We start from the raw sequence: 26896 nt of genomic DNA, 5'->3' as shown, positions 1-26896 counted from the left end.
CCTTAAAGGGTTGTAAATTCGGCTTAACAAGCCTAATTAAAACATTATCTAATAAATATAAAAATTTGTCTTTAATAATCTAGGAGTGCTCATGGAATTTAGCGTAAAGAGCGGCAGCCCCGAGAAGCAACGATCAGCTTGTATCGTTGTCGGTGTATACGAACCTCGTCGTTTATCTGGTATCGCGGAGCAATTAGATAAAATCAGTGAAGGTTATATTAGTAACCTACTTCGTCGTGGTGATTTAGAAGGCAAGCCTGGACAGATGCTATTGTTGCATCATGTACCAAACGTGCTCAGTGAGCGCGTGTTATTGGTTGGTTGTGGTAAAGAGCGCGAACTTGATGAACGCCAATACAAACAAATCATCACTAAAACCATCAATACTCTAAACGAAACGGGTTCAATGGAAGCGGTTTGCTTCTTAACTGAATTGCACGTTAAAGGTCGCGATACATATTGGAAAGTACGCCAAGCGGTTGAAACAACTTATAACAGTTTATATAGTTTTGATGCGCTTAAAACCCGTAAAGGCGAAACTCGTCGTCCATTACGTAAAATGGTATTCAACGTACCGACTCGTCGCGAACTAACACTTGGCGAACGCGCTATCGACCATGGTATGGCAGTTTCATCTGGTATGCATTTATGTCGTGACGTTGCCAATATGCCACCAAACATTTGTAACCCAGCTTACCTTGCCTCACAGGCTCGCCAAATTGCAGAAAACCATGACACGTTAACCGTGACAACCATCGGCGAAGAGCAAATGGCTAAACTCGGTATGAATTCATATCTTGCAGTAGGCCGTGCCAGTGCCAATGAATCTATCATGACTGTGATGGAATATAAGGGTGCTGTTGATGAGACACAAAAACCCATCGTTTTAGTCGGTAAAGGGTTAACCTTCGATTCTGGCGGCATCTCATTAAAGCCAGGCGATGGCATGGACGAGATGAAATATGACATGGGCGGCGCCGCCGGTGTTATTGGTGTGATGAAAGCATTATGTGAAATGAACTTACCAATTAACGTTATTGGTATTCTTGCAGGTTGTGAAAACATGCCTGCAGGTGATGCTTACCGTCCAGGTGATATCTTAACAACAATGTCAGGTCAAACTGTTGAAGTACTTAATACTGATGCAGAAGGTCGCTTAGTATTATGTGACGTACTGACTTACGTTGAGCGCTTTGACCCTGAACTGGTTATTGATACAGCGACCCTAACCGGTGCTTGTGTTATTGCATTAGGTAAACATGCTTCAGGTTTATTCTCATCTCATAATCCACTAGCCCATGAACTACTTAATGCTGGTGAGCAATCAGGTGACCGTGCGTGGCGCATGCCAATATGGGATGAGTATCAAGAGATGCTTGAAAGCCCATTTGCAGACATGACTAACTTAGGTGGTCGTCCAGCAGGTTCTATTACTGCAGCTTGTTTCTTATCGCGCTTTACTAAGAAATATAACTGGGCACATCTTGATGTTGCAGGCACAGCTTGGAACAGTGGCGCAAATAAAGGCTCTACAGGTCGTCCTGTACCGATATTAAGCCAATTCTTGATTAACCGCGCAGGCGTTGATCAAGGTGAGTAACTTGAGTTAAAAAGTGCTTGAGCTAAAAGCGCTTAAATTAACAGCATTGTAGTTAACGGCACTGTGATTAATGAAAGGCGAAGTGAAAACTTCGCCTTTTTTGTGTCCGAAGATTAAGACTCTTCAATTCATCGATAAGACAAATCAAAAAACAAAAACGGTTATCCCAAATAAAACCCAAACACCTAAAACAATGATTGTTAATAATTGCGTATATTCTGCCTAATTAAGCGAAATTAACCCCTCATCGCCCTAGCCCCAAACAATAGTTTTAGTGTAAAATTCGCCTTTACTTCATCAAAAATTAAAATAATGTCAAAGACTCTGTTTTACTTAATGCCAGCATTAAATACTCAAGCCACTGCGGCTGAAAGTGTATACCTTGCGGCATGTCAGATTGCAGAACAGCATTATCGCCAGCAAAAGCTTGTTTATATTCATTGCCAAAGCAAACAACAAGCCTATGCCATTGATGAATTATTATGGCAATTTGAGCCAACAGCATTTGTGCCACATAACTTAAAAGGTGAAGGTCCTATTACAGGTTCACCTGTTGAAATTGGTTTTGACAAGCTTGGGGCAAACAAAAGCCGCCAACTGTTAATTAACCTTGCAGACCAAGTGCCGACATTTGCGGTAAAATTTCCGCAGATAATCGATTTTGTAGCTAATGATGATGCACTAAAAAATATTGCGCGATTACGTTATCGAGAATACAAACAACTCGGTATCACACTCGACACCGCTGAATTACCATTTTAGTCATTAATATAAGTAATTTAGCCTTATTTTGAATTGTTGATTCGTTAACAATACAACCTATTAATTTAGATTGAGAAAACATAGATCCCATGGAAAAAACATATAACCCGCAGTCTATCGAACAGTCTCTTTACCAAAACTGGGAAGAGAAAGGTTACTTCAAGCCACATGGCGACGAGTCTCAAGGCAACTATTGCATCATGATCCCACCGCCAAATGTGACGGGTAGTTTGCACATGGGTCATGCTTTCCAAGATACCATCATGGATACGTTAACGCGTTACCAACGCATGAAGGGCAAAAACACTCTTTGGCAGGTCGGTACTGACCACGCGGGTATTGCCACGCAAATGTTGGTTGAGCGTAAAGTCTTTGCTGAAGAAGGTTTAAACCGTCACGACCTAGGCCGCGAAAACTTTATCGATCGCATCTGGGACTGGAAAAAAGAATCTGGTGGCACCATTACTAAACAGCTACGTCGCCTTGGCGCGTCAGTTGATTGGGAACGTGAGCGTTTCACCATGGACGAAGGCATGTCAGAAGCTGTACAAGAAGTGTTTGTACGCCTATACGAAGATGAGATGATTTATCGCGGTAAGCGTTTAGTTAACTGGGATCCAGAACTTCACACAGCAATTTCTGATTTAGAAGTTGAGAACAAAGAAAAGCAAGGCAGCATGTGGCATTTCCGCTATCCGCTTGCTGAAGGTGCATTAACCAGTGATGGTAAAGATTACTTAGAGATTGCCACCACGCGTCCAGAGACCATGCTAGGTGATAGCGCTGTAGCCGTTCATCCAGACGATGAGCGTTACGCTTCACTTATCGGTAAGTTTATTCATTTGCCAATTGTTAACCGTCTTATCCCAATCGTTGCTGACGATTATGTAGATATGGATTTTGGAACTGGTTGTGTGAAAATCACCCCAGCTCATGACTTTAACGATTATGAAGTCGGTAAACGTCACGAATTGCCTATGTACAACATTTTGACTTTTGATGCGGCTATCCGCTCAATCGCTGAAGTGGTGAATACTGACGGAACAGCAAACAACGAATTAGACGGTACACTGCCAGAGCGTTACGCAGGTCTTGACCGTTTTGAAGCGCGTAAAGCGGTTGTTGCTGAACTTGAAACTCTAGGTCTACTTGGCAAAGTCGATCCTCACGGATTAAAAGTGCCTTATGGCGACCGCTCTGGCGTTGTTATTGAGCCATTACTTACTGACCAATGGTATGTATCTGTTGCACCAATGGCTAAAACAGCCATGGAAGCAGTAGATAACGGCGACATTAAATTTGTGCCACAGCAATACGAGAACATGTACAACTCGTGGATGCGTGATATCAACGACTGGTGTATCTCACGCCAACTTTGGTGGGGACACCGAATCCCAGCTTGGTATGATGAGTCAGGTAAAGTTTATGTAGGTCGTGATGAAGTTGAAGTTCGTGCTAAGCACAAGCTTGCTGATTCAGTGGTACTACGCCAAGACAACGATGTACTCGATACTTGGTTTAGCTCTGCATTATGGACTTTCTCTACTTTGGGCTGGCCAAAAGATACTGCTGAGCTTAAAGCTTTCCATCCTACAGATGTGCTGGTTACTGGTTTTGACATCATCTTCTTCTGGGTTGCCCGCATGATCATGATGACCATGCATTTCATCAAAGATGAAAACGGTAAGCCACAGGTGCCATTTAAGACCGTTTATGTCACAGGCCTTATTCGTGATGAAGTCGGTAACAAGATGTCAAAATCTAAAGGTAACGTATTAGATCCTTTAGACATGATTGACGGTATCGATCTTGAAGCATTAGTTCAAAAACGTACTGGTAACATGATGCAGCCTAAAATGGCCGCTAAAATTGAAAAGAGCACCCGTAAAGAATTCAGTGAAGGTATCGAAGCACATGGTACTGATGCACTGCGCTTTACCTTAGCGTCTATGGCATCAACCGGTCGTGATATTAACTGGGATATGAAGCGTCTTGATGGTTACCGCAGTTTCTGTAACAAAATCTGGAACGCATCACGCTACGTACTGATGAACACAGAAATGCAAACTGAAGATGCGGCTGATGATGCTATCGGTGAAGCATTAGATTGTGGCCAAATCTTGATTGATGGCAAGCCTGGCGCAATGGAGCTATCACTAGCTGATCGCTGGATTATCGGTCTGTTCAATGAAACCGTTAAAACCTTCCACGAGCACATGGATAACTACCGTTTCGACTTAGCGGCTAACACTATTTACGAATTCACCTGGAATCAATTCTGTGATTGGTACTTAGAGCTCACTAAGCCAGTAATGCAAAGTGGCACTGACGCGCAACTGCGTGGCACCCGTCATACTCTAGTGAATGTACTTGAGCAGATGCAGCGCCTAATGCACCCAATGATGCCTTACCTAACAGAGACTATCTGGCAGCGCGTTAAGCCACTAGCCGGTGTTGAAGGTGAGACCTTGATGCTAGCTCAATTCCCTGAATATCAAGCTGATAAAGTTGATGCTCAAGCAATGGAAGACTTAGAGTGGGTTAAGCAAGTGATTACCGCTGTGCGTAACATTCGCGCCGAGCTAAACATTGCCCCATCTAAGCCACTTAATGCCCTACTTCGCGGCGTGAGTGAGCAAGATAAAGCCCGTCTTGAAGCTAACCAAACTTTCTTCAAGACCCTAGCGAAGCTTGAATCAATGACGATTCTAGCTGATGGAGAAACTGCGCCAATGTCGACCACGCAACTTGTGGGTGACATGGAGCTACTTATCCCAATGGCGGGTCTTATCGATGTTGCTAAAGAAGTGGCGCGTATCGACAAGCTACTTGAAAAAGCGGCTGGTGAGTTCAAGCGCATTGAAGGCAAGTTATCTAACCAAGGTTTTGTAGCTAAAGCCCCTGCTGCCGTGATTGAAAAAGAGCGCGCTAAGCAAGCTGAATATCAACGTGATATAGATAAGCTCACTGAACAAAAAGCAGAATTGGCTAAATTAGAAAGCTAATAACCAGTCTTTAAATACTATAAAAAAGGCTATTAACCTCGGTTGATAGCCTTTTTTATTCGAATCTTTTATGAAATAAAGCATATTTATCGTACTACTGCTCTTGAACACTTAATGAGTATTGAAGGGCTTTAAAACCTTGGCTCGACTTCTTATTCGCCACAACTTTTGCACCAATATCGATATACTCCCCCCCAGTTCCTGGGTTATCTAAACCAAGAATCGGAAAGGTTTTATAGGTTTTATTTTTATAGCGAACCTTAAAGTTTTTTAGCTGGATAAGTGGTTCATTACCTAAGCTAGTAAAGTCAATATCAATTGGAGCAGATGTATCAGAAGTTATATAGTAACGTCCTTGAGAATAATCACTATCAAGTAATGTTGAGTTAGTTGAATTACCAATAGCCCCTTTCCAGTTAATCACAACAGTAGTACTTAAACCGCTATTTTGTAAGACTTTCGGAAATTTTATTGGCTGCACTTCCATGATGACTATTTGCGCACCAACAGAAACGCAATAAAGACTCAATACCGTTGTTAAAACTGTGCGATAGCAAAACGACTTAAATAATAAAAGCATAAAATTAAACCATAATATTCAGACACTTAAAACCTATAAAGTCATTTTAATACCTATTACTAATTTAAGGCGCCAAACATCTAAAACCGTAACAATATAAAAATAACCCTATAGACAAAAACACTTAAAAAGCTGCCAATCAGTTACATTAAACAAATTAAACCATACAGCATACAATTGATCACTTCTAGTGAAGTTAATTGATCAAAAAGTTTTAATACACTAAAAAGTAGAAATAAAAATTACCACTTTTTAATAAATAAATCACCTGTAAAATAGCAATAAAAGTTACAAAGAAAAGCGCTACCACGCTAGCTTTTCGCTATCTACGAAAAATTATAGCTTCAGCCGTTCTATAAAAATAATAATGAATAAAATCATAAATTCAATAGTTTACCCACACAAACCACTCCTAATACTTTATAGCTACAATAGCCTTCCTTCTCTAGTAGGAATAACTTATTCCTTTAAGCTACATGAAATCACAAGGAAACAAGTGTGACGATTTTGTTGCAAAATATTTAAATACTGTTATTTTTAGCTCACCCATCGAGTAAGTCATTGTTTAGTACAAACAATTACTCACATAAAAAGTATGGGATTATTAATAATAATAATTAACTACCTTGGAATACAAAATGACTAACAAACTTCTATTATCAACACTTTTAGCTTCTACCTTCCTACTTTCTACTCAAGCAGGTGCTGAAGATGCTACAGGTACAGCAAACTTTGAACTTGTTTACCCAATTTCAGTAAGTGAAACGACAGCAATGCAATTTGGTGATGTTTCTATCGCTGCTGACGGTAACTGTACTGTTGATTATGCAGACACAGTAAGTGGCACTGCATGTGTTGCTGGCGGCGCAACTGCAGCATCTGGTTTATTTACAATTGCTGCAGCTGATGGACCTGTAACCCTCTCCGTTTCACTTCCAGACAGTTCCGTTGCAGGTGTCATTTTTACTCCAACAGTACAAACTAATGGCACAATCGCAAGTAACACGCTAGCTGTACCAGTATCGGGCTCTTTAGATATCACTGCGGCAACTGCGGCAACAGGAACACAATCAATTAACTACACTCTTTCAGTTACTTACTAAAGGGTAACCTTGTTATAAGTAATGCTAAAATCCCGTAATATTTACGGGATTTTATTTCTTCTTTACCTTGATATAATAAATACTGACAAGCTCGAAGTAAGCTAACAATTAAAACAATAATAAAAGCAATTTAATTGCAAAACTGTAGCTGGGCAATACCATGAAAAATATAATAATAATCCTTGTATTGATGCTTATGGGGCATTCAATAGCACAAGCAAACCTACTCGTAACACCAACAAGAGTTGAGCTCGATAACAAGCGCAACAAAAGCGCCGTATTTTCATTAGTCAACAAAAGCACTACGCCTTCTAGGTATGAAATTTATTTAGAAGATAAAGCGCTGCTACCTAATGGTGAATATGAACTACTTGAGTCTTCACCAAATTCAATCACTTCATTCACCCGCTATTCACCGCGAAGACTCAGTTTGAAGCCTGAACAAGGCACTAGGGTGCGGGTCGCTGTTAGACCACCCAAAAATTTAGCCCAAGGCGAATATCGCAGCTACATTGTATTTCACCAAATTCCTCTAGCCCCTAAAATCGATGCTAACCACACTCAGCAACAAGCAGAGTCTTTACAGCTATCAGTAACGGCGTACTTGCGAATAGCGATTCCGGTGATCATGCGTATAGGTGAACTTGAAGCCGAACTCAGTTTGAGTAGCCAACAAGCATCTATGACGGATGGGCAACAACAATTAATCGTGACAATAGAGCGCAAAGGTAAGAGAAGCAGCTTAGGTGATATAGAGATTTTAAATGCTGACAATAATGAACTTGTTGGTAGCCTCAAAAACGCAGCGATATATCCTGAGAACAATAGCCGTACATTCAATATCACCTTAAACAAGCCTGTTAGTTCAGGTACAAAACTCACCATTCGTTACACCGAGAATGACAATTTATACTTGCCAAAGACAATCAATAAAACGATAAATTTATAAAAGTAAATATAGATTAAGTTAACGTCGTTCATCGATGTTTTTAAAATATTTCAATCGATTAGCAAAGTATCTTTTAGCAATATCATTACTGCTGTTGTATATCGAATTGGTCACACCAGGGCTTGAGTCAATCAAACCTTGGGGTAATCCTATGCTTAATAAAGCGCATTCAACTGATGATAAAGCTTCATTTACAGTAAAAGTACCAGCAAAAAAACAGACCTCATATAAAGAGTTTCAACCCGTTCAAACAATGCCAGAAACAAACTCTCCCCATAAAAGAGTTGAGCTAAAAAATACCGCTAAAACACACAATAAAATACAGGTTAAGCGGCAAGGTAAGCCACAAAAAAAGCCTTCAGCTTCTAGCTCGATAAGAGTAGCTATCAAAGATGAGACATCACCAAAGAAGTTGTTACCCGCTAAGTTTATCAATACGGAACAACAAAAAATAAAGGCCGAACAGACCAAGGATAACACCTCAATTACCCTTAAAAATAATGCCACTGAACATCAAATAGCCTCAACAGCGATATCAATAACTGGTAGCAATAAAACAAAATCATTCATAACAGCACTGCCAATTGATAATTCATCAATTTCTGAATTACCAACAGTTGATTTACCAATAGTAGAGCGACCAAAACTTGATCTAGCAGCTACTTGCTCGGCGTCTATAAGCCGTCCATATAAACTAGCATCATCAAATGAAGAACAATTTTTGATTACTTTATTGAATTATGGAAATCAGCGTTTAAGTGATGAAATGTTTGTTTATCAAAACGACGGCCAACTGTATCTTCCTATTCAGTATTTATCCGATAATTTGATGCTACCAATACAAACTGAAATAGATCCTGAAAGTATCTCTGGATGGTTTTTGGATACAGAAAATCTTATTCAAGTAAGCCATGGATTAATGGCGTTTAATAGGCAAAATGACAATTGCAGTAATGATGAAAGCAGAATATTTAGAGATAATTGGGACTTATATTTATCTGAAGAAGTGATATATCAACTCCTTGGTATAGAAATTCATTACGACACTGCGCGCCAGCAAATTAATATTAAAGAGCAACCCCATATCCCATTAAGCCAGCTACTAGAAAGACAACAACGTTACCAGCAATTTACAGCTCAAAAAGATGCAAATGCCGTAACTAATCAACGTCATATTAATACTGATTATGCCAATCTGGGCGATCTTGCTTTACATGCTGATTTAGGCATAACAGAACAAGATAAAAATGGCCAACATAGCCGCTCATTCGATGGTTACCTTCAGGCAAGATCCGACATTCTTGGCCATAGCGCTTACGCAGGCTATTCCTGGTCTGAGTATGGTGAAACTCTAAACGCTTATGTCGAAAGAGAAATGGCTGATACTTGGGTAAATTACTATCGTTTAGGCAGCATTGATTCACATAACCTTGCATTAGTATCAAGTTCAAATTCAGGTACTGGCGTCACAGTAAATGCTGGGGACGCGTTTATTGATGACTTGCGCTATTTAGTCATTGACGGTGAAATTGAACCTAACTGGGATGTTGAGTTGTATAGAAACGGTGCGTTAGTTTCAGTGCAACGTGTCAGTGAAACTGGCCTATATCGTTTCGAGCAAGTTCCTTATTATATTGGCCTAAACCAATACCAATTACGTTTCTTTGGGCCCAATGGAGAATCGAGAACTGAATCCTTTAGTAAGTTACTTGATCCATCTCAAATGCAAGCCAACAGTTTTGGTATGAACTTTGGCCTAATGCAGCGCGAACAAGATGATTTAAAACAAATATATGCCGCAGCTAATTGGGCCGTAACTGATAATTTTACTGCTGGCATTACTATTGTTGAGCAACAAATTAGTGATGATAAATGGTTATTCACTCCGACTGTCACCTTAAATATATTAACAGACAGCAGCGTTTGGCAGATGAATCTAAGTGGTAATAATGAAGGTAGCGCAGCCAATATCATTGCCCAAGGCAGCAGTGATTTAGTGGATTGGCAAGCTGAATGGGCTAAGTATGACAATTTTGAATCTTGGGATAACCAACAAAAACGTCTTAATGAAATTGCCAATGTCAATATAAGCGGTAATTTTGCTGAACCTCACTTAAGTTGGAAGTTTAGTGGTCGCTGGCAAGATCAACATGAAGCCAGTGATAGCCTTTTCATTTCGAATACTATTGCAGGTCAATTCCAACAACTCTCCCTTAGCAATGAGCTAAGCTGGCAAAAAATAGCCAGTAATGATCGCTGGTCAAATAGAGTTGCAGTGTCAGGCCGGCTCTCTGATTGGTATTTAAGAAGTTATGCAGACTTTTCAATCATGCCAAATACTGAGCTGACTCAATTAGTTTCCAATGTCAGCAAATCAGTCAATGAACACAGTAATTATCAATTTGAAATTCGTTATCAACCACTTGCTGAAGCTGAAGTCACTTTTAGAAATTCGCTGTCTTATTTCTTAGATACCAGCACATTAAGGCTCACGGTTGAAAATGATACCGAAGGTGATTGGTTTGCCCAATTCAAATGGAGCAGTTCAGCGCTATTAATTGCACCTGATAATACCTGGTTGTTAGACAGAGTGAGTCATTTGAATACTGGTAGTATAAAGTTAATCGCTTTTCAGGATGATAACGATAACGGTATATTTGACGAAAATGAACTTCCTATGAGCGGGTTAACTTTTTCAGGACATAGCAACTCAGCAAATGAAACTAATGAAGATGGCGAGTTGCTCATTACTCATATTCAAACTTCACGGCCTCATAAACTCACCCTAAATGAACGCTCTTTACCAGACCCTTTCTTATTACCACAAAATAGCGTGCTATTAATTCAAGCCCACTCCGGCAATGTTGCTGAGATTTTCTTTCCAGTACTCTTTACTGCTGAGCTCGATGGTGAAATTTTTTATAATGATGACGTTGCAGCCAAGGGCGTACCCGTTACATTAATTCACCGCCAGAACAACACCCAATATCATGCAAGGGTTGAATATGATGGGGTATTTGTATTCGAACAATTGGTACCGGGTGAGTACCAAGTAGAAATAAATAAAGTCATGATGCCCAGCAATATTGTATTGGCCCCTGGTGAATATGTGACTTTACCCACACAAATTATCACTCGATAACCCTTATTCATCATTTAGGCTGCACAAATATTAACCCACTCCTATAATAACAAGTATTCCATATTGTCCCATGTACACCTGCCATGGTTTTATAACTAACAAGGAGTTATTACTTGTCATTAATTCTCCTTGTTGCTGCTATTGCCCAAGCTAATTTTACTCTAATATCTCCGATGTCTATTCAGCAAACACAAGAGCTCAACCTAGGATTTATCACTAATCAAGTCAGTAATGTATGTCAATTAGATAGCCTGCAGCGTCAAGGTAGTGGCTGTATCGAATCTGATAATCAACTGGGTAAATTTTCGTTATCAGGGGATGAACAAGCGAGTGTCGACGTGATTGTTTATACCAATACAACAACCAATGTTCAATTCACCCCAATCCTCCCAAATGGCAGTCAACAGCAAACATTTACACTAACTTCGACTCCTCTTATTATTGAGGTTGGCGGTAAAGTCGATGTGCTGAGTAATCAGTCTCATGGTGAGCAACAATTAACTTATACCATCGAAGTAAACTATCAATAATCAGAAATCAACAATATTGAATAGCCAATGATAAATGGGTTGTGGCAACTGAAAAATCAAACCAAGCCTACATTAATCGATAAAAAAATAGTCAAAATGGCTCATTTACTGTATAAGCTTCGCCTCTAGATAATTTTAATCAATTTTATGAGGAATCGCGCTCCTGTTTATAATCATTTATAAACCTAGTACGAGCTAAGAGGTATTTACTTTTATACCCTAACGATATCACTCAATATTTAAACGATAGGCAGACACAATTCATGTCAGATAAATTCTTTTTTAAAGGCCGTCAAACGCCAAAACCTGCCTACGGCGAAAGTGGATACAACACTAAACGCCAAGCTAAAGCTGGCACCGAAGCACGACCATTACAATTATCAGTTCAAACTGAAGAGCGTAAGCTTGAAGTTGTAGCTTTAGTGGAAGACAACAAACTCTTTGCAACGATTACAGTTAACAATGAAGTCGCTGAGGATATTTTTGAGCTTAGTGGTATTTTAAACAAACCAACAGCAGTGACTGCAGAAGTCAAAATCAACCGTAATGATCCTTGTACTTGTGGCAGCGGTAAGAAATTTAAAAAGTGCTGCGGCTAACGATTAGCGGCTCTTTATCAAAAGAGCTCTATCAGCAATAGCGTCAGCAACACTTTGTTTACAAGCGAGCTTCTAGCTCGCTTTTTTGTGCAAAAAAACACCCTCCAATCGCAATTTTTATTATTCCCTCTCAGTTACTTTGGTAAATCTCGTTAAATTAGGTAAAGTGTCTGCCGATCTATTGTTAATAATCATAATAATAAAGGGTGATATATGAGTGAAAATTCACACTCAGGCAACGACCTAAGAGAAGTTAAACAGCTGGGCATGTGGGCCTCGATTGCCAGCTTAAGTTATATATTTTGGATAGTCGGAGGCATGGAGCTGGTCGAGCGTATTGCTTACTATGGCGTAAAAGCCAGTGCGGGTTTATATGCTAAAACACCGGTGTCTGAAGGTGGACTTGGCATTAGCCTCAGTGATTACGGTGTAATCATTGCGATATGGGCATTTATGCAAACCTTCATTCCGGTGTTTACTGGAGGCATATCTGACCGTGTAGGTTACAAAGAAACCATTTTTGCCTCGACAATAATTAAGATTATTGGTTATCTCGTCATGGCGATGTTCCCAAGTTTTTATGGCTTCCTTTTCGGCGCAATTTTACTCGCTGCTGGTACAGGGATATTCAAGCCGGGTATTCAAGGCACCTTAGTGCTGTCAACTGGGCGTCAAAATACCTCTATGGCATGGGGTATATTCTATCAAGTGGTTAATATTGGTGGATTCCTAGGTCCTTTAGTGGCCGTACATATGCGTCAGTTATCTTGGGATAATGTCTTTTACGCTTGTGCTGCAATCATCTCGTTTAACTTTCTATTTTTACTGGCCTATAAAGAGCCTGGTAAGGAAGAAAGGCTTGAACGTAACCGTAAAATAAAGTCTGGAGAGATCAAGCAAGAAGCACTCTGGAAAGACGCCTGGCATGAATTAAAGAAACCGATTGTTATCTACTATATGTTGGTATTTGCAGGGTTCTGGTTTTTATTTAATGCATTATTTGATGTCTTACCCATCCATATTGCTGAATGGGTTGATACCAGTGTTATTGTTACCTCATTGTTTGGCCCAGAAGGCACATCTAACGGCTTTTTCCAGTTTTGGTTAGGCCTTGATAACACCGGTACAAAGGTCATGCCTGAAGGCATGCTAAACCTCAATGCCGGTATGATCATGACCAGTTGTTTTTTAGTGGCAGCTTTAACCGCCAAATACCGTATTACTACAGCAATGCTCGCTGGCTGTTTATTAAGTATTCTGGCATTTGTGCTCATTGGCGCTACCAATGCTGCTTGGATGATTGTGTTAGCCATTGTAATGTTCTCTTTTGGCGAAATGATGATCAGTCCAAAAAAGAATGAGTTTATGGGTAACATTGCCCCTGAAGGTAAAAAGGCCATGTATTTGGGCTTTGTGATGTTGCCACAAGGGATAGGCTGGACACTTGAAGGCTATTTCGGTCCAAAACTTTATGAGATGTATGCATCAAAAGAGGTTTTCTCTTTGCAACTTCTCACAGAGCGCGGAATGGATCTGGCCGCCGTGAATGCAATCCCACAAGGCGAAGCATTTTCGACGCTAGTAACCTTTACTGGTGAACCTGCACAGCAGCTAACGACATTATTATATAATACCCATAGTATTGGCAATGCTTGGTATATTATCGCGGCTGTAGGGACAATTTCCGCTGTAGGGATTTACCTTTACGGCAAGTGGTTGTTTAAGTTACAACAAAGCTAAAGTAAATTTAAACCTAAACCTAAACAAAGCTGACAACGATATATTTAAAGTTGTCAGCTTTTTTGTTTCAAAAACTAGAGGTTGCTTAGTTTTATGCAGCTTTTAGCGTCACCGAAACAGAAGCGATTTCAGGCTGAGTCGCAATGAAGCGCGGTTTCCCAACAGGCAAAATAACGCGACCGAACTCAGCATTTAATACCTGAGCCATGGCAAAGTAAATTGCACTCAAACCACAGAATATACCTTCAAAACCCGCTATCGTTCCAATTAGTTCACTGCCAGTAAAGTCACGGGCGGCGAGTAAAAAGAATAAAATAGTCAGCGAACCAAAAACAATTTGTTTAGCTAACGGATAAAGCATTGAACCAATAAACATGAATCCGGTGAACATGCCCCAAAGCGCTAAATACCAGCCCATAAAGTTTGCAGGACTTGCTGCAAGACCCATTTTAGGCATAACCATTAGACCCACCAAGGTTAACCAAAATAAGCCATAAGACGTAAATGCTGTGGTACCGAAAGTGTCGCCACGTTTGAAGCACATAATGCCCACGATAACTTGACCAATGCCGCCATAAAAAATGCCCATCGCTAGGATCATTGAATCAATAGGAAAAAAGCCTGCATTATGGATGTTTAACAAGATGGTAGTCATACCAAATCCCATTAAACCTAGTGGAGCGGGATTTGCCAGTGAATTTGTAACCGATGTAGACATTGAGTAACCCTAAAGAAAGTGTTCAATAGATTAAGTCGCGACGTTGACGTCACACTAGATTAACGATGGTTAATCTTAACGCCGCGGATTCTAGAACAAGCCCTACTGGCAAGCAAATAAACCAACCAACAATACTGCAAAGCTAGAACTACATTTAGAGTTTTAATAATCATATTTATCATAGATTTGAAATGTAAATGTGTTAACAGAGCGATTAAAAACCGAAAAGCATCACTGACCCTTCAAATTTCTCCATAACTCAACAGCCGTCACAATATGAGTGACATTTCACTTTAGCAACCACTGAAATAACCTTGGTTTAAAGCCTAATAATTGCACTAGTTCACAGATTTAAACATTACCAAAAATTATGCACAAATATCTCAGATAGAGCTAAAAAAAGACTCATTCAAATGGTTGTAAAAGTAGGACAAAAAAAAGGAGCCCTAGGGCTCCTTTTGACATTTTTCTGTACCTTGCAGGGACTACAGATAAATGCTTATTTTAAAACTTAATGCTCTTTCCTAGTGGCTAGCACCTGAATGCATTACGTCAATACCGTAAGTTTTGCCTTCAGCATGACAAGTAGAACAAGATTCAACAGGTAGATTAACTACTGAACCAGGCTCATCCTGAACATATGCACCATTACTCTTAAAGTGAGCCAAAGCTGAAGCACTAACATGACAACTACGACAAGCTTCCGCTATTGGAGAGATAAACCCTGCATCGGTTTCGACAGAACGTTTACCTGAAGTCAATCCACCGTCAGCAGCAAATAAGGTGCTATCGTCTTTATGACAAGCTTGACAGTCAGTTTCAACAGCAGAGTAACCATTTAGGTTGCCATCAGCATCACGATAAACTGCTGGCTCTCCATCCCAATTACCATTATGGAAACGGTGAGCTACAGTGACAAGATCACGGTTAGCAAAAGTTAATCCTTCGACTTCCGCCCAAATAGCATTACCTTCAGCATCAACTTCATCTGTCTTATAAGTCACTACCTTGTGGTAACTTGGCACAGCGCCCAAGTTCTCACTATGACAAGCAACACATTGTGTAAACTCTGTGACACCATGTGTTCCCTTTATGTGAGTAAGGTTACCATGACAAGCATTACACTTAGCTTCACTGACTGTTGTGCGATCAGCATCCGCAATGCGCATTTCAACCGCATCAGCATCTGGCGTTAAGTTAAAGTATTTAGTGACTGCCTGGTTAGCTACACCGATTTCAACAATGTCGCCATCATCATTCGTTGTACACTCAACAATCTCACCATCTGCACCACATAATTGAACTTCAGCAGTCGCGTATATTGGGCCAACTAATAACTCGGTAGCATAATCAACTTTATTGACTAAAATACCATCCGCTCCCATAACTCCACCAGTAAAGCCAACTTTAAAGTGACCATCACCGCTATAACCATGTGTAAGTGCACCGGTATCAGCATTTAGAGTACCAATTAAGAAACCACGACTACCACTGGTCATATAATCGGTAATTGAAGCGTAAGTTGTCGCATCAAGTAAAGCACCATTCATGCTTACTTTAGAGGTAACAACCAATGTACTCATGTCAGCAACTGTAGAATCTTCAACTACTGCAGATTGAATATCAATAATGAACTTATCTGCTAACGCGTCTCTTTCACCAAGACCATGTGCTTGTACAGGGCTTAAGCTACCAGCACCATGACAACCAGAACATGCTGCATCACTTTCAGGCACGATACCACGATGGTTTTCGCCAGTTGCTAAATTCACATCGGTATGACAGGAAACACACGCTTCTGCATAAACATTGTCATTCCACTGAGTACCGTTATCATGACATGTTGTACAATCATTAATCTCTCCAGGGAAGCCGATTTCACCAAACATTTCTTTGGCTTCACCTTCAAGATTGTCAATATGATGACCAGCATGAAGCGTATGGATCATCGCATTCCAGTTGGCGTTATAGCCTTTTTCTGGATCGTCTTCACCGCCAGCATAAGCTGGGTTATGACACGCTACACAATTTTCAACTTTTTGATAATTATGATGGGCACCAATGTTTGCGATACGAATATCGGTAACTTCATAACCATCCATTGTGCTATGACACTTGATACAAGCTTCATTTGAAACGGAATCTTTCATTGAAATAGCTAACTCACCTGTTGCTGGAATAAAATCAACAGGGGTAGAAAGAAGCTTGTCAGAAATACCTGTACCAGTACTATCGGTTACATCATAAGTACGCACCATGACGCGATAAAGATTGTTGGTATCGCCATCAGCAAGCACGACTGGTGCATTGCCTTCATGTTCCCAAGTACCAGTGTAAGTTCCTGGATTTGCTTCATCTTCAACTAAAGTACAGGCTTCAACCTCTGCGCCACCACGAGCTGTCGCCATACCCGTTGGAGTACAATACATACTTGAGCCAAACTCATTCGTTAGTGCATGGTTTTCCCATAATAGTGGAGCACCAGTATCAGAAGTGTTTTCCGCTTGGTTCATCACATAAAGCGCAACTTTTTCTAATCCAGTAAATGCGGTATCAACACCTTTCGCATTCTTGCCTGTTGCTGTGAACCTAATGGTAAAATCATCACTTCCTACCACCACGATATCAGCTGGCATTAATGTCAATACAAAATCTGCTGCCGCATCAACTGTATCAACTACATTACCAATTGGTGTACCCGGATCACCCGGAGTACCTGGTTCACCTGGAGCTCCTGGTGCACCATCTTTTCCATCTTCACCATCACTACAACCCGTTAATCCAATAGCAGCGACTAACGCTGCTGCTAGAATCGATTTTTTATATGTTTTCATAATCGGATCCCTTTTTTAGTATCTATATCTGCATAAGCAGTAATATAAATATAAAAGATACCTCTTAAGATGTATTTTTTTTGTGTCATGTTTGTGATTGAAATTTAAAGATTCTTAAACATGAATTTCACAATTCAATTTTGGTAATTTCGGATATCGAAATCGGCCTATAAAAAGTAGGGATATAGTAAAAAACCGTTAATCATAAAATTAATCTGTAAAGTTTATGAATTAAGGCTTTTTCGTTTTTAGCAGTTGAGTTATTACTAGAAATTGAGATCTGGCGAGAAATTACGATTTAACGAAAAAGTGAGGTTTTGTGAGGAGTTGAGGTTTAGTGAAAAGCCATTATGCCATTAACTCTAAGACCTCTATTGAGGCCAATTTGAATATTAAGCAGTGATAACGCCAACGACGGTATCTAAGATTAACTTGCGACTATCTTGACAGTAAGGTCGATACGTAGCTGTTCTTTCAATTAAATGGTATTGAGGATTCATGCCACCTCCAGCTAATTTTTCTCTTTCAACAGCAGATAAAGTCTCCACACGTAATGCAGAAAAGTTCTTTGCCATTTTAGCTTCTGATGGGGTCATAAAGCTGAAACTGCGCATAGTGAGTAAATGACAAAACCACTCCTCTGAAGATCTCACTCTACTCACACTAGATGGCTCAATACCTGCTTGGCGGCAATATACTTGAAAAGGATCTAACTTATCGTTGTATCCGGCCCCTTCTAAAATCAAAAATGGGTGTTCAGCAATATCATCTAAGCAAATGTTACCACTTTTCCAAAGATCATGATTTCTTCTGGCCACTATCGAAGTTGATTTAGCCACGCCAAGGCTTTCTGATACCAGATCGGTTACGCTTGCAGGGGAAAAATTGATTCCTATATCAATATCACCCTGATGAATTAAATCTTCCGAATGCTCATTCCAAATATGTATTCGTACTTTACCCAGTTTATCCATAATGCTTTCGCTGCCGAGCTCCATCGCTAAAGAGGTGATGATTCCGGGAGTCACTGCAATATTTAGCACCGATGAAGAATTGGTGCTATTACCTTCTTGGATGATTCTTTCGATTTGAGATGCTGATTCGCAGAAATTACAGATAGGTTGATACAAGTGCTCGGCAAGGGCTGTAGCTCTTAAGCCTTGTTGGCGACGATAAAACAATTCATCTTCAAAAATTAACCTTAATGATGTCAGACAACGGCTAATTTTAGGCGCTGAAACATTGAGTTCTCTTGCTGCAAGATTGGCAAAACCCGTTTCGTAAATAATTTTAAAAACCAATAGGCTAAACACATCTAACTCACTGATTTTTTTAAGCGCTTTGAAATCCATTATTTGACCTAATAATCACCTTATTGTTTCAAACATAGCATGGTGAATATTAGAATAAATTGATCTACTTCCGCTATTTAAGCTTAAGTTAAGCTTCCCTTAAGTTTGGGTTAAGTTAATTTCTGAATCTGTGAGATGACGAAAGTGACCTGGCACTAAGGCTTTATCGAGCACTAAATTACCAATAGACTCCCGATGCAGAGCGACTACAGGATTTCTAAAACGGCCAAACATACGCTTTATTTGATGATACTTACCTTCTTGTAACGTCACCCTCGCTTGGAAATCAGACACAATAATAAGTTGAGCAGGTAAGGTTGTTGAGTCCTCATAGTCAAAATACATTCCTTCATTAAAAGCACTTATATAACTTTCATCGATGGGATTTTCTAACGTAACCAAATACTGTTTACTGACTTTAGTCTCTGGCGCCATTAACGCTTGCGACCATTTACTGTCATTGGTTATAAGCAATAAACCGGTAGAATTTAAATCGAGTCGTCCTGCAATATGCATTAAATCGAGATCAACACCTCTTAACAAAGACAGAGCCGTCTGATGAATATCATCTATCGTCGCGCTCACGACACCTACAGGTTTGTGCAACATGTAGTACTGCTTGCGATTATTTTGCAAAGTTTTCTCATCAAAACAGATATGGGTAAATTCATCAATTTGACGATCCATGTCTTTGCAGATAACCCCATCAAGCTGTACACGACCAGCGAGTAAAATCAATCTGATAGCCTTCTTTGGCTGTTGTAGCCTTTTTGCCAAAAACTGGTCTAAACGGCTTCTTTTACTCTGCATTTTTAATTTATTCTCATTTCAATATTTAAAAGAATTAACTTATTACGAATGATTTTACTGGATAGTTTGAGTTGGTAAACTAAATCGCATACCCTAAAAGGGAGTATATCAACAAGGAGTTATATGTCTTCTCAACCAGTTTATCCGATTTTACAGCCAGAAATGAGCATTGCGGAACTAAAACAGGCCATTACTGATTTTGATATCTGGTTAGAAACACAAGTCACCTGTAGCTCTATAGGTGAGATCCTCACCCTTCGCGCTAAATACTTCGATAAATTACTCAGCCACCTTTGGCACTGTTTTACATTCGATACTAATGAGATCTCTCTCAACGCAGTTGGCGGTTACGGTAGACAAACTCTGCATCCCTTTTCTGATATCGATATTTGTATTATCCACAATGATACCTTGTCCTCTGCTGACGCCGCTAAAATTAGCGATTTCCTTACCCAACTTTGGGACTTAGGTTTAGATTTAGGTCATGCAGTTAGACGCTTAGATGACACATTTGTGGCTTGTAGAGAAGATGTCACCATCGCGACTACCCTGCTTGAAATTCGTCATATTTGTGGACATGAAAATCATCAACACCAGGTTATCAGTAAACTTTACGGTGAAAGTGTTTGGAGTAGTGCAGACTTCTTTAATGCAAAATTTGAAGAACAACAAATAAGACATAATAAAGCCCAAGGCACAGCATTTAATATTGAACCAAACTTAAAGAATAGTCCCGGTGGCATGAGGGATATCCAAACCATTACCTGGATAGCCCGCAAGCATTTTTCAATTGATGATCTAAAAGACCTTAAAACCCTTAAGTTTCTGACTGATGATGAGTATGCCGAATTAATGGAGTGTCAAAACTTTATCTGGCGGACACGATTTGCACTACATCGAGCATCCAGTCGACCAGAGAATCGGTTATTACTGCAACATCAAGCCGAAGTTGCTCAATTGCAGGGGTTTGGTGACAGTGGCAACATCACTATTGAAAAAATGATGCGCCAATTGTTCCGAGCAATGAAACGTACACGCGAATTAAACTTGATGCTTATGGCCTATTTTCAACGCGAAATTGCGCCACAAGAGCAAAACAACATCATTCCTATCAATGATAATTTTGAGATTTGGAACGGTCAGATTAACGCGCGTAACCAAGATGTATTCATTGACCGCACCCAAATTATGTCGATGTTTTATTTCATTGCTGAATATAATTGCAAAATTAAAGGCATTACCCCTGAAACACTGCGCTTATTAAGACAGGTACGACGTCGCTTAATGGGCGATTTGCAAGATTACCAAGTCTGCAGAGAGTTATTTGTAAAACTATTCAAACACCCACAAGGCATGGGCCTAGCCATTACCTTAATGCATCAGCATGGTATTTTAGCTTCTTATTTCCCCCAATGGCGTGAAGTCGTAGGGCAAATGCAGTTTGATTTATTTCATGCTTACACGGTTGATGAACACACCCATAAATTATTAAAAAACCTCTATTCTTTAACTCAAGATGGCATCAAACCAGATCAAAAACTCGCTGCAGATATTTTCGGTCGTTTTCAAGCTAAAGAGTCAATTTTATTCGCAGCATTGTTCCATGATCTTGCTAAAGGTCGAGGTGGTGATCACAGTAAATTAGGGGCTGTAGATGCCAAGCTATTTGCCAGCTTTCATGGATTAAAAAACTCACAACAACAGTTAATCAGTTGGCTGGTCGAGCAACACCTACTTATGTCTATTACCTCCCAACGAATGGACATTCACGATCCGGAAGTCATTAAAACCTTCGCTAAAACAGTCGGTAGCATCACCAAACTTGATGCACTTTATTGTTTAACCGTTGCAGATATACAAGCCACCAACGATGACCTTTGGAATGATTGGAAAGCCAGTTTATTAACAGACCTCTATTTTGCGACACGTAAAGCATTACGCAACGGACTTGAGAATGTATTACAGCTCAGAACGGTGGTCAGAGAACATAAGCAAGAAGCGTTAAGTATTATTAGTGAAGAAGCTGAAATTACCACTGAGCTAAATGACAATATTCAGCGACTTTGGAAAAGACTGCCATTATCATTTTTCAGTAATGCTGAACCCTGTGAAATAGCGAAATATTCTTTAGGGATACTTTCCCACCAACTGGAGCATGAAATAGGCTCAGAAAGTGATACTTCCTCTTTAATTTTAGTTGATGACAGTAACGTAAACGGCTGTAGTGACGTTTTTGTTTATACCAAAGACAGACCTGGATTATTTATTTCACTATTTAACACCTTATCGACCTTAAAAATTTCAGTGAAACAAGCCCAGATATCTCAGACAAAAGATGGCTATGTGGTTGAAGCATTCAAAGTACTCGATTTTGATGGCAAATCTATTTTTAGTGCCCAGCGCCGCAAACAAGTCACCTTAAAGTTACGTCAGGTCATTGATAACAATGTAACGCCACCGACCAAACGTCCATCAAGACATACGAAAAACTTCGATAATAAGCCAACCATTGAGTTCATTCACTCTAAGAAAGCTGACCGAACATTAGTGCATGTACTTGCTTTAGAAACGCACGAATTCATGGGGCAAATAGCCAGCGCTTTCAGGTCATTAGACTTAACCATTCATTCAGCAGCGATCAGTACCGTAGGAGAAAGAGCTGATAATGTGTTTGCATTATCAAATCAATATGGCTCACAACTCTCTGAAGAAGAGCAGATAGAATTGCAGGAAAAATTAGTTAAATCGATCACTTCAACCTTATAATTACCCCAATTAAGATTGTAACGAGCGATGTATGTCAGGCAGTAAAGTAAAAACAACACCTTATAGTTATTCGATTGAATATATTTTAGATCGGTCTCACTTTGAAGAAACCTTCGATGAGTCCGTCGAGATAAATACCAGCCCTAAACGTTACTTAAAAGCCTTAGCATTTGTTGTTGCGGGCTTTATGTTAACTGCAACTGATGTTAATCCCTATATTGCCTACTTTGCCATTGGTCTTGGTATCGTTGAAGGCTTACAAGTTCGATTTAATCGCGCATGGTGGTTGATGAGGCAGCTTATGAGTAAATCAGCGAGTAACCCTGTCAATCTTACTATCGATGAGCAAGGTATACACACCAAATCAGCCTATATCGATCATCAGTTACTCTGGAATGAAGTTTATCGCGTGTCAGAGACCGAGCAAGGCTTTCTTATCGCAACTAAAACCGCTAAACATTATATTTCCAAACGTTGTTTAGATACTGCTTCGATTGATTTTATCCGCCGCAAATGAACTAATTGATATTTATGTACACTAATCTATGCAATTGAAGATTAGCGATAGCTATTTTACTTCATGATAAAATCAGTATTAAAATAATGTTCAGAGGCTAAAAGTCATTTCCTCATTGGTTAGCCTCTAAAAATTAGCCATAAAATAATAGTTCTCATAAAGGAACATACTATGAAAAAAGCACTGCTTATTATCAGTTTGCTTACCACAAGCGGGTTCAGTAGCTTGGTAAGTGCTAACAACTTGACTCCACCGATTGATACCATCAATTCACTTACTGATGCATGCCAGAAGATCGCAATAGAAGATCAAGTAGATATCATTGAAAAACAACAATTCATAGTAGATTGCATAAATGCGCAGCTAATAGAAATGGGTTACCAACGTCTTAGCACTGAAGAAAAAATCATCAATGATGATTCCTCAAAAAACAGCAATAACGAAAAAAAAATACCTCGGTAACAAAATAAAAAACAAGTCAAAAGCAAAGTCACATCAGTATCAGTTTGTATCAATTGAGAGAAAGCAATTTAGCCAAATAACAATCAATGATAAAGTTACATTAATTCGAAATGTATTTTTAGCTTAGGTTATTTTTCTGATGTATCGATTGTTGCTCTTATTTGTCACTTTATACTCATTTTTCATGCCAGCTATGGCTGATGAACCGTGTCAAAATGAAGATGACTGTATTGTTGTCGGCGAGTGGGATATCAGCATAGCCTTGGGTTGGGGAAATAAAACAAATCCTGTAAATAACTATGACGATATCCCTATTTACGTCATACCTTCTATCGCCTATTACGGTGAAAACTGGTTCTTCGATAACTTCAATATTGGCTACACACTTACAGAGCAAGAAAGTTTCACCATCAATTTAGCAACGAGCTATAGTGATGAACGTGCTTTTTTCTATCGCTGGGATCCATCCAATATATTCACGACACAAACTTCCAGTGCTAATGCCACTGACATCCTCCCTTCTCGTAATGTTCACGTAGAAGAAGTGGAGCAACCAAATATTATTGATGAACTTGAAAATAGAAACTTCACAGTATACGGCGGAGCTGAACTGTTTTGGTATGGCAAATTAGGTATATTAAAGATTTTTGCTGCTCATGATCTATTAGATGTCCATAATGGTCAGGAAGCAGGGATTAGCTGGTCATACTCTTTAGCCATAGATAAATTCAGCTTTGATTTATCATTAGACGCCGACTGGAAAAGTTCAGAAGTTATTTCATATTACTATGGTATTAGGGAAAGTGAAAATGCATACTGGAGTCAAGAATATCAACCTAGCTCAGGCTGGAATAAAGCGATCGAATTAACAACCCGTTATAGCTTTTCACCGCGTTGGGATTTACTTATCGCCGCGCGCTATATCCAGTTAGCAGATGAAATAATTGACAGCCCTATAATTAATGAAGATTACTCAAGCTCCTATTTCGTTGGAGCTGCATACAGGTTCTAATCTTGTCATCTAGGCAAGAACAAAGGGTCTATCACTTTTTCGGTATATTAATACTGATATTTAGTGCTTTCTGTGTCAAAGCTGATACGCTTGAGACGCAAGCACAGCTTTCGGCTACGCCTCATTTATGCCTAAAAGACTCCCATGATATACATTGTGAGATGTCTATTGAGCTTAGTTGGCTGCTAAACACCGAACAACTCGTCTGCATAGTTTCAAACTATCAATCGATGAAGCGGTGGTGTAGTGATTCAGTTAATGAACATTCATTGCAAATTTCAGTTAAAACAAACCAAGACATTCATTTTGTCCTGGTAAATAAAAATAATAATAATGAATTGGCGGACGTAACCCTAAAAATCACTACAACGTCGGAACCCAAAGTTCGCAGACGTTACCGTAACCCTTGGAGTCTATTTTAATGGCAACCCCGCAATCAACTCATAGAGTTCTGTTGGTCGAAGATGATATTCGTCTTGCCAATCTAATTGTCGACTATTTAAAGTCACACGATATGCACGTTGAAGTTGAACGACGTGGCGATACCGTTTTAACACGATTAATTAGTTATAAGCCTGATATTATTTTACTCGATATCATGCTACCTGGACTTGATGGATTAAGCCTTTGTGAAAAACTACCAGACTACTTTGCTGGGCCAATATTGTTAATGAGTGCGTTAGGTTCACCAGAAGACCAAATCAAAGGCCTTGAATTAGGCGCTGATGATTATGTCGTTAAACCGGTGGAACCAAGTTTATTAGTCGCCCGTATAAACAATTTACTGCGTCGACAGGCTCAGCCTGCTAAACCAGAATCACATTGTTTAAGCTTTGGTAAGTTAAGTATTGACCCACATACTCAAGCTATTCGCTTAGGTAACACTGAAGTAGACTTAACCAGCCATGAGTTTGAACTATTGTGGTTACTTGCTTCACAAGCGGGACAAGTATTAAGTAGACAATATATTTATCAATATTTACTCAATATTGATTTTGATGGTAAAGATAGAAAAATTGACGTGCGAATTTCACGCTTGCGTAAAAAGCTCGGAGACAGTATTGAAACACCATTTAGAATCAAAACCGTTTGGGGACAAGGTTACTTATTCGCGCCAGAAGCGTGGAATAACTAAACCATAGAAGAATTTGAAAAGACTCTTCATTAGCCTATACCTATTACTTAGTTTAAGTATTTTAGGTATAGGCTGGACTTTAGATAGCCTCTGGCAGCAACAACTCGATGAACACGAGAATATAGACTCGCCTCTTATTGCCTTTGCTTTATTATTAGCGCAACAACCTAAAGATGTTCGACATCAGCAACTTTCGGTCATACAAGCCCAGCACCCCTACCCTTTAGCATTATTTGAAAAACACGAAATTGCACTCAGTGGTAGTGTCGAGTTTTCTGCTAACCAAATTGTGACAACGACGACTGATAAAAGCCATGAATTACAATTTATAGCTGTTGACGATCAAGTCCTTATGGTTGGTCCGATGGATATTGACCCTCGAGAAAAATTACGCGGTTTGTTTACTATTTTCTTTTATTTATCATTAGCTTTTGTTGCATTAATTTGGGTTTGGCCATTATCTAAAGATCTCAAAACCCTTAAGAGAGCCACTCAAAATTTTGGTGAAGCAAAATGGAATACGCGTATAGAGCTCAATGCGAGATCACAAGTAGCGCCACTGGCTAACACTTTTAATGATATGGCTCAGCATATCAGTGATTTGATTGAGAACCAGAAGCATCTTTCAAATGCGGTATCTCACGAAATCAGAACACCATTGGCAAGACTCAAATTTGCTCTCGCCTTACTACCTCAATATTGCTTACCAAATAGTGATGAAACTCGGAGACTAGAATTTCTTGATGAAATGCAAATGGATATCAAAGAAATGGAAGCCTTACTGCAAGAGCTATTAACTTACGCCAGTTTAGAAGTGCAGCAAGAACCCAGTTTTGAACAATGTGAATTAGTCTCAACCACTGAGGAACTGGTTAATCGTCTAGTGCCATTAAGCGATAAAAAAATACACTTTACTCACAAGATAAACGAACTTTGTATCATGGCAGAATTACCCTTAGTCGAACGGGCAATTCAAAATTTGATTACTAATTCCCAACGATATGCAGATATCGAAATTAACGTATTCTTAAGTTACAACGACACTCATGTATTACTGACGGTATCTAATGATGGAGATGCGATTCCAGAAGAAGATCAGGAAAAGTTATTCGAACCTTTTTATCGCAGTAAGTCACAACATCAGGGCAATAAAGGACACGGCTTAGGGTTAGCCATTATCAAGCGTATTATGCAGCGTCATAAGGGCTCTGTGTCACTAAAAAGCGATAATAAAATAACAGCCTTCACCTTAACTTGGCCTCGAATAAAGCGCTAAATTG

At 39.5% G+C, this 26896-nt stretch carries 21 protein-coding genes; 16 read left to right on the top strand and 5 right to left on the bottom strand.

The features are described 5' to 3' along the window. Window positions 1–91 precede the first annotated feature (91 nt). From pepA to FPK91_RS18960, 3 genes are all read left to right on the top strand, one after another. A complete protein-coding gene (gene pepA / locus FPK91_RS18970; protein WP_144213362.1) occupies window positions 92–1600 on the top strand; it encodes a leucyl aminopeptidase in 1509 nt (502 codons plus the stop codon). Window positions 1601–1912: 312 nt separating this feature from the next. Then, complete coding sequence (locus tag FPK91_RS18965; RefSeq protein WP_144213360.1) at window positions 1913–2362, top strand: DNA polymerase III subunit chi; 450 nt, start codon at window positions 1913–1915, stop codon at window positions 2360–2362. A gap of 89 nt (window positions 2363–2451) precedes the next feature. After that, the gene (locus FPK91_RS18960; protein WP_144213358.1) at window positions 2452–5367 is read left to right on the top strand and encodes a valine--tRNA ligase; all 2916 of its coding nucleotides are present in this window, start codon (window positions 2452–2454) and stop codon (window positions 5365–5367) included. 94 nt (window positions 5368–5461) lie between these two features. Here FPK91_RS18960 and FPK91_RS18955 read toward each other — a convergent pair whose 3' ends face one another. Further along, window positions 5462–5947 (bottom strand): hypothetical protein, encoded by a 486-nt coding sequence (locus FPK91_RS18955; protein ID WP_144213356.1) that lies wholly within the window; start codon window positions 5945–5947, stop codon window positions 5462–5464. Between the two features lie 638 nt (window positions 5948–6585). On the opposite strand from FPK91_RS18955, the gene FPK91_RS18950 reads away from it, so the two are divergent. The 6 genes from FPK91_RS18950 (at window position 6586) to FPK91_RS18925 (ending at window position 14010) form a co-directional block, all read left to right on the top strand. Beyond that, entirely contained in the window at window positions 6586–7050 is a 465-nt protein-coding gene (locus FPK91_RS18950; RefSeq protein ID WP_144213354.1) for a hypothetical protein, read from the top strand. A 160-nt stretch (window positions 7051–7210) separates the two neighbouring features. Further along, complete coding sequence (locus tag FPK91_RS18945) at window positions 7211–7999, top strand: fimbrial biogenesis chaperone (protein ID WP_144213352.1); 789 nt, start codon at window positions 7211–7213, stop codon at window positions 7997–7999. 34 nt (window positions 8000–8033) lie between these two features. Further along, on the top strand, window positions 8034–11141 hold the full coding sequence (locus tag FPK91_RS18940) for a carboxypeptidase-like regulatory domain-containing protein (protein ID WP_144213350.1): 3108 nt from the start codon (window positions 8034–8036) through the stop codon (window positions 11139–11141). Window positions 11142–11254: 113 nt separating this feature from the next. Further along, complete coding sequence (locus tag FPK91_RS18935) at window positions 11255–11671, top strand: hypothetical protein (RefSeq protein WP_144213348.1); 417 nt, start codon at window positions 11255–11257, stop codon at window positions 11669–11671. A gap of 263 nt (window positions 11672–11934) precedes the next feature. Then, complete coding sequence (locus FPK91_RS18930; protein ID WP_144213346.1) at window positions 11935–12270, top strand: PBPRA1643 family SWIM/SEC-C metal-binding motif protein; 336 nt, start codon at window positions 11935–11937, stop codon at window positions 12268–12270. A 213-nt stretch (window positions 12271–12483) separates the two neighbouring features. Further along, complete coding sequence (locus FPK91_RS18925) at window positions 12484–14010, top strand: MFS transporter (RefSeq protein WP_144213344.1); 1527 nt, start codon at window positions 12484–12486, stop codon at window positions 14008–14010. 91 nt (window positions 14011–14101) lie between these two features. Here the strand turns inward: FPK91_RS18925 and FPK91_RS18920 are convergent, their stop codons facing one another. The 4 genes from FPK91_RS18920 to FPK91_RS18905 form a co-directional block, all read right to left on the bottom strand. Beyond that, the gene (locus tag FPK91_RS18920; protein WP_144213342.1) at window positions 14102–14728 is read right to left on the bottom strand and encodes an acetate uptake transporter; all 627 of its coding nucleotides are present in this window, start codon (window positions 14726–14728) and stop codon (window positions 14102–14104) included. A 524-nt stretch (window positions 14729–15252) separates the two neighbouring features. Beyond that, window positions 15253–17562, bottom strand: coding sequence for an OmcA/MtrC family decaheme c-type cytochrome (locus FPK91_RS18915; RefSeq protein ID WP_144213340.1), 2310 nt, complete (start codon window positions 17560–17562; stop codon window positions 15253–15255). Between the two features lie 392 nt (window positions 17563–17954). Continuing rightward, on the bottom strand, window positions 17955–18914 hold the full coding sequence (locus FPK91_RS18910) for a LysR family transcriptional regulator (RefSeq protein WP_144213338.1): 960 nt from the start codon (window positions 18912–18914) through the stop codon (window positions 17955–17957). 99 nt (window positions 18915–19013) lie between these two features. Continuing rightward, the gene (locus FPK91_RS18905; protein ID WP_144213336.1) at window positions 19014–19724 is read right to left on the bottom strand and encodes a 16S rRNA pseudouridine(516) synthase; all 711 of its coding nucleotides are present in this window, start codon (window positions 19722–19724) and stop codon (window positions 19014–19016) included. 123 nt (window positions 19725–19847) lie between these two features. On the opposite strand from FPK91_RS18905, the gene glnD reads away from it, so the two are divergent. The 7 genes from glnD (at window position 19848) to FPK91_RS18870 (ending at window position 26892) form a co-directional block, all read left to right on the top strand. After that, the gene (gene glnD / locus FPK91_RS18900; protein WP_144213334.1) at window positions 19848–22490 is read left to right on the top strand and encodes a [protein-PII] uridylyltransferase; all 2643 of its coding nucleotides are present in this window, start codon (window positions 19848–19850) and stop codon (window positions 22488–22490) included. A 31-nt stretch (window positions 22491–22521) separates the two neighbouring features. Next, complete coding sequence (locus FPK91_RS18895; RefSeq protein WP_144213332.1) at window positions 22522–23007, top strand: YcxB family protein; 486 nt, start codon at window positions 22522–22524, stop codon at window positions 23005–23007. Window positions 23008–23178: 171 nt separating this feature from the next. After that, the gene (locus FPK91_RS18890) at window positions 23179–23469 is read left to right on the top strand and encodes a hypothetical protein (RefSeq protein ID WP_144213330.1); all 291 of its coding nucleotides are present in this window, start codon (window positions 23179–23181) and stop codon (window positions 23467–23469) included. Window positions 23470–23608: 139 nt separating this feature from the next. Then, window positions 23609–24481: a MipA/OmpV family protein gene (locus tag FPK91_RS18885; RefSeq protein WP_144213328.1), complete on the top strand. Its 873-nt coding sequence runs from the start codon at window positions 23609–23611 to the stop codon at window positions 24479–24481. Between the two features lie 2 nt (window positions 24482–24483). Then, window positions 24484–24903 (top strand): DUF3019 domain-containing protein, encoded by a 420-nt coding sequence (locus tag FPK91_RS21280; RefSeq protein WP_158638099.1) that lies wholly within the window; start codon window positions 24484–24486, stop codon window positions 24901–24903. Beyond that, window positions 24903–25616 (top strand): winged helix-turn-helix domain-containing protein, encoded by a 714-nt coding sequence (locus FPK91_RS18875; protein WP_144213326.1) that lies wholly within the window; start codon window positions 24903–24905, stop codon window positions 25614–25616. Before FPK91_RS21280 ends, FPK91_RS18875 begins: the two co-directional genes overlap by 1 nt. 13 nt (window positions 25617–25629) lie before the next feature. Next, entirely contained in the window at window positions 25630–26892 is a 1263-nt protein-coding gene (locus FPK91_RS18870; RefSeq protein ID WP_144213324.1) for an ATP-binding protein, read from the top strand. Window positions 26893–26896: the final 4 nt, after the last annotated feature.

The sequence above is a fragment of the Shewanella donghaensis genome (assembly GCF_007567505.1).
Taxonomy (GTDB): Bacteria; Pseudomonadota; Gammaproteobacteria; order Enterobacterales; family Shewanellaceae; genus Shewanella; species Shewanella donghaensis.
The sequence above is the reverse complement of the archived record's forward strand: the minus strand, read 5'-3'. Positions and strand labels throughout refer to the sequence as shown.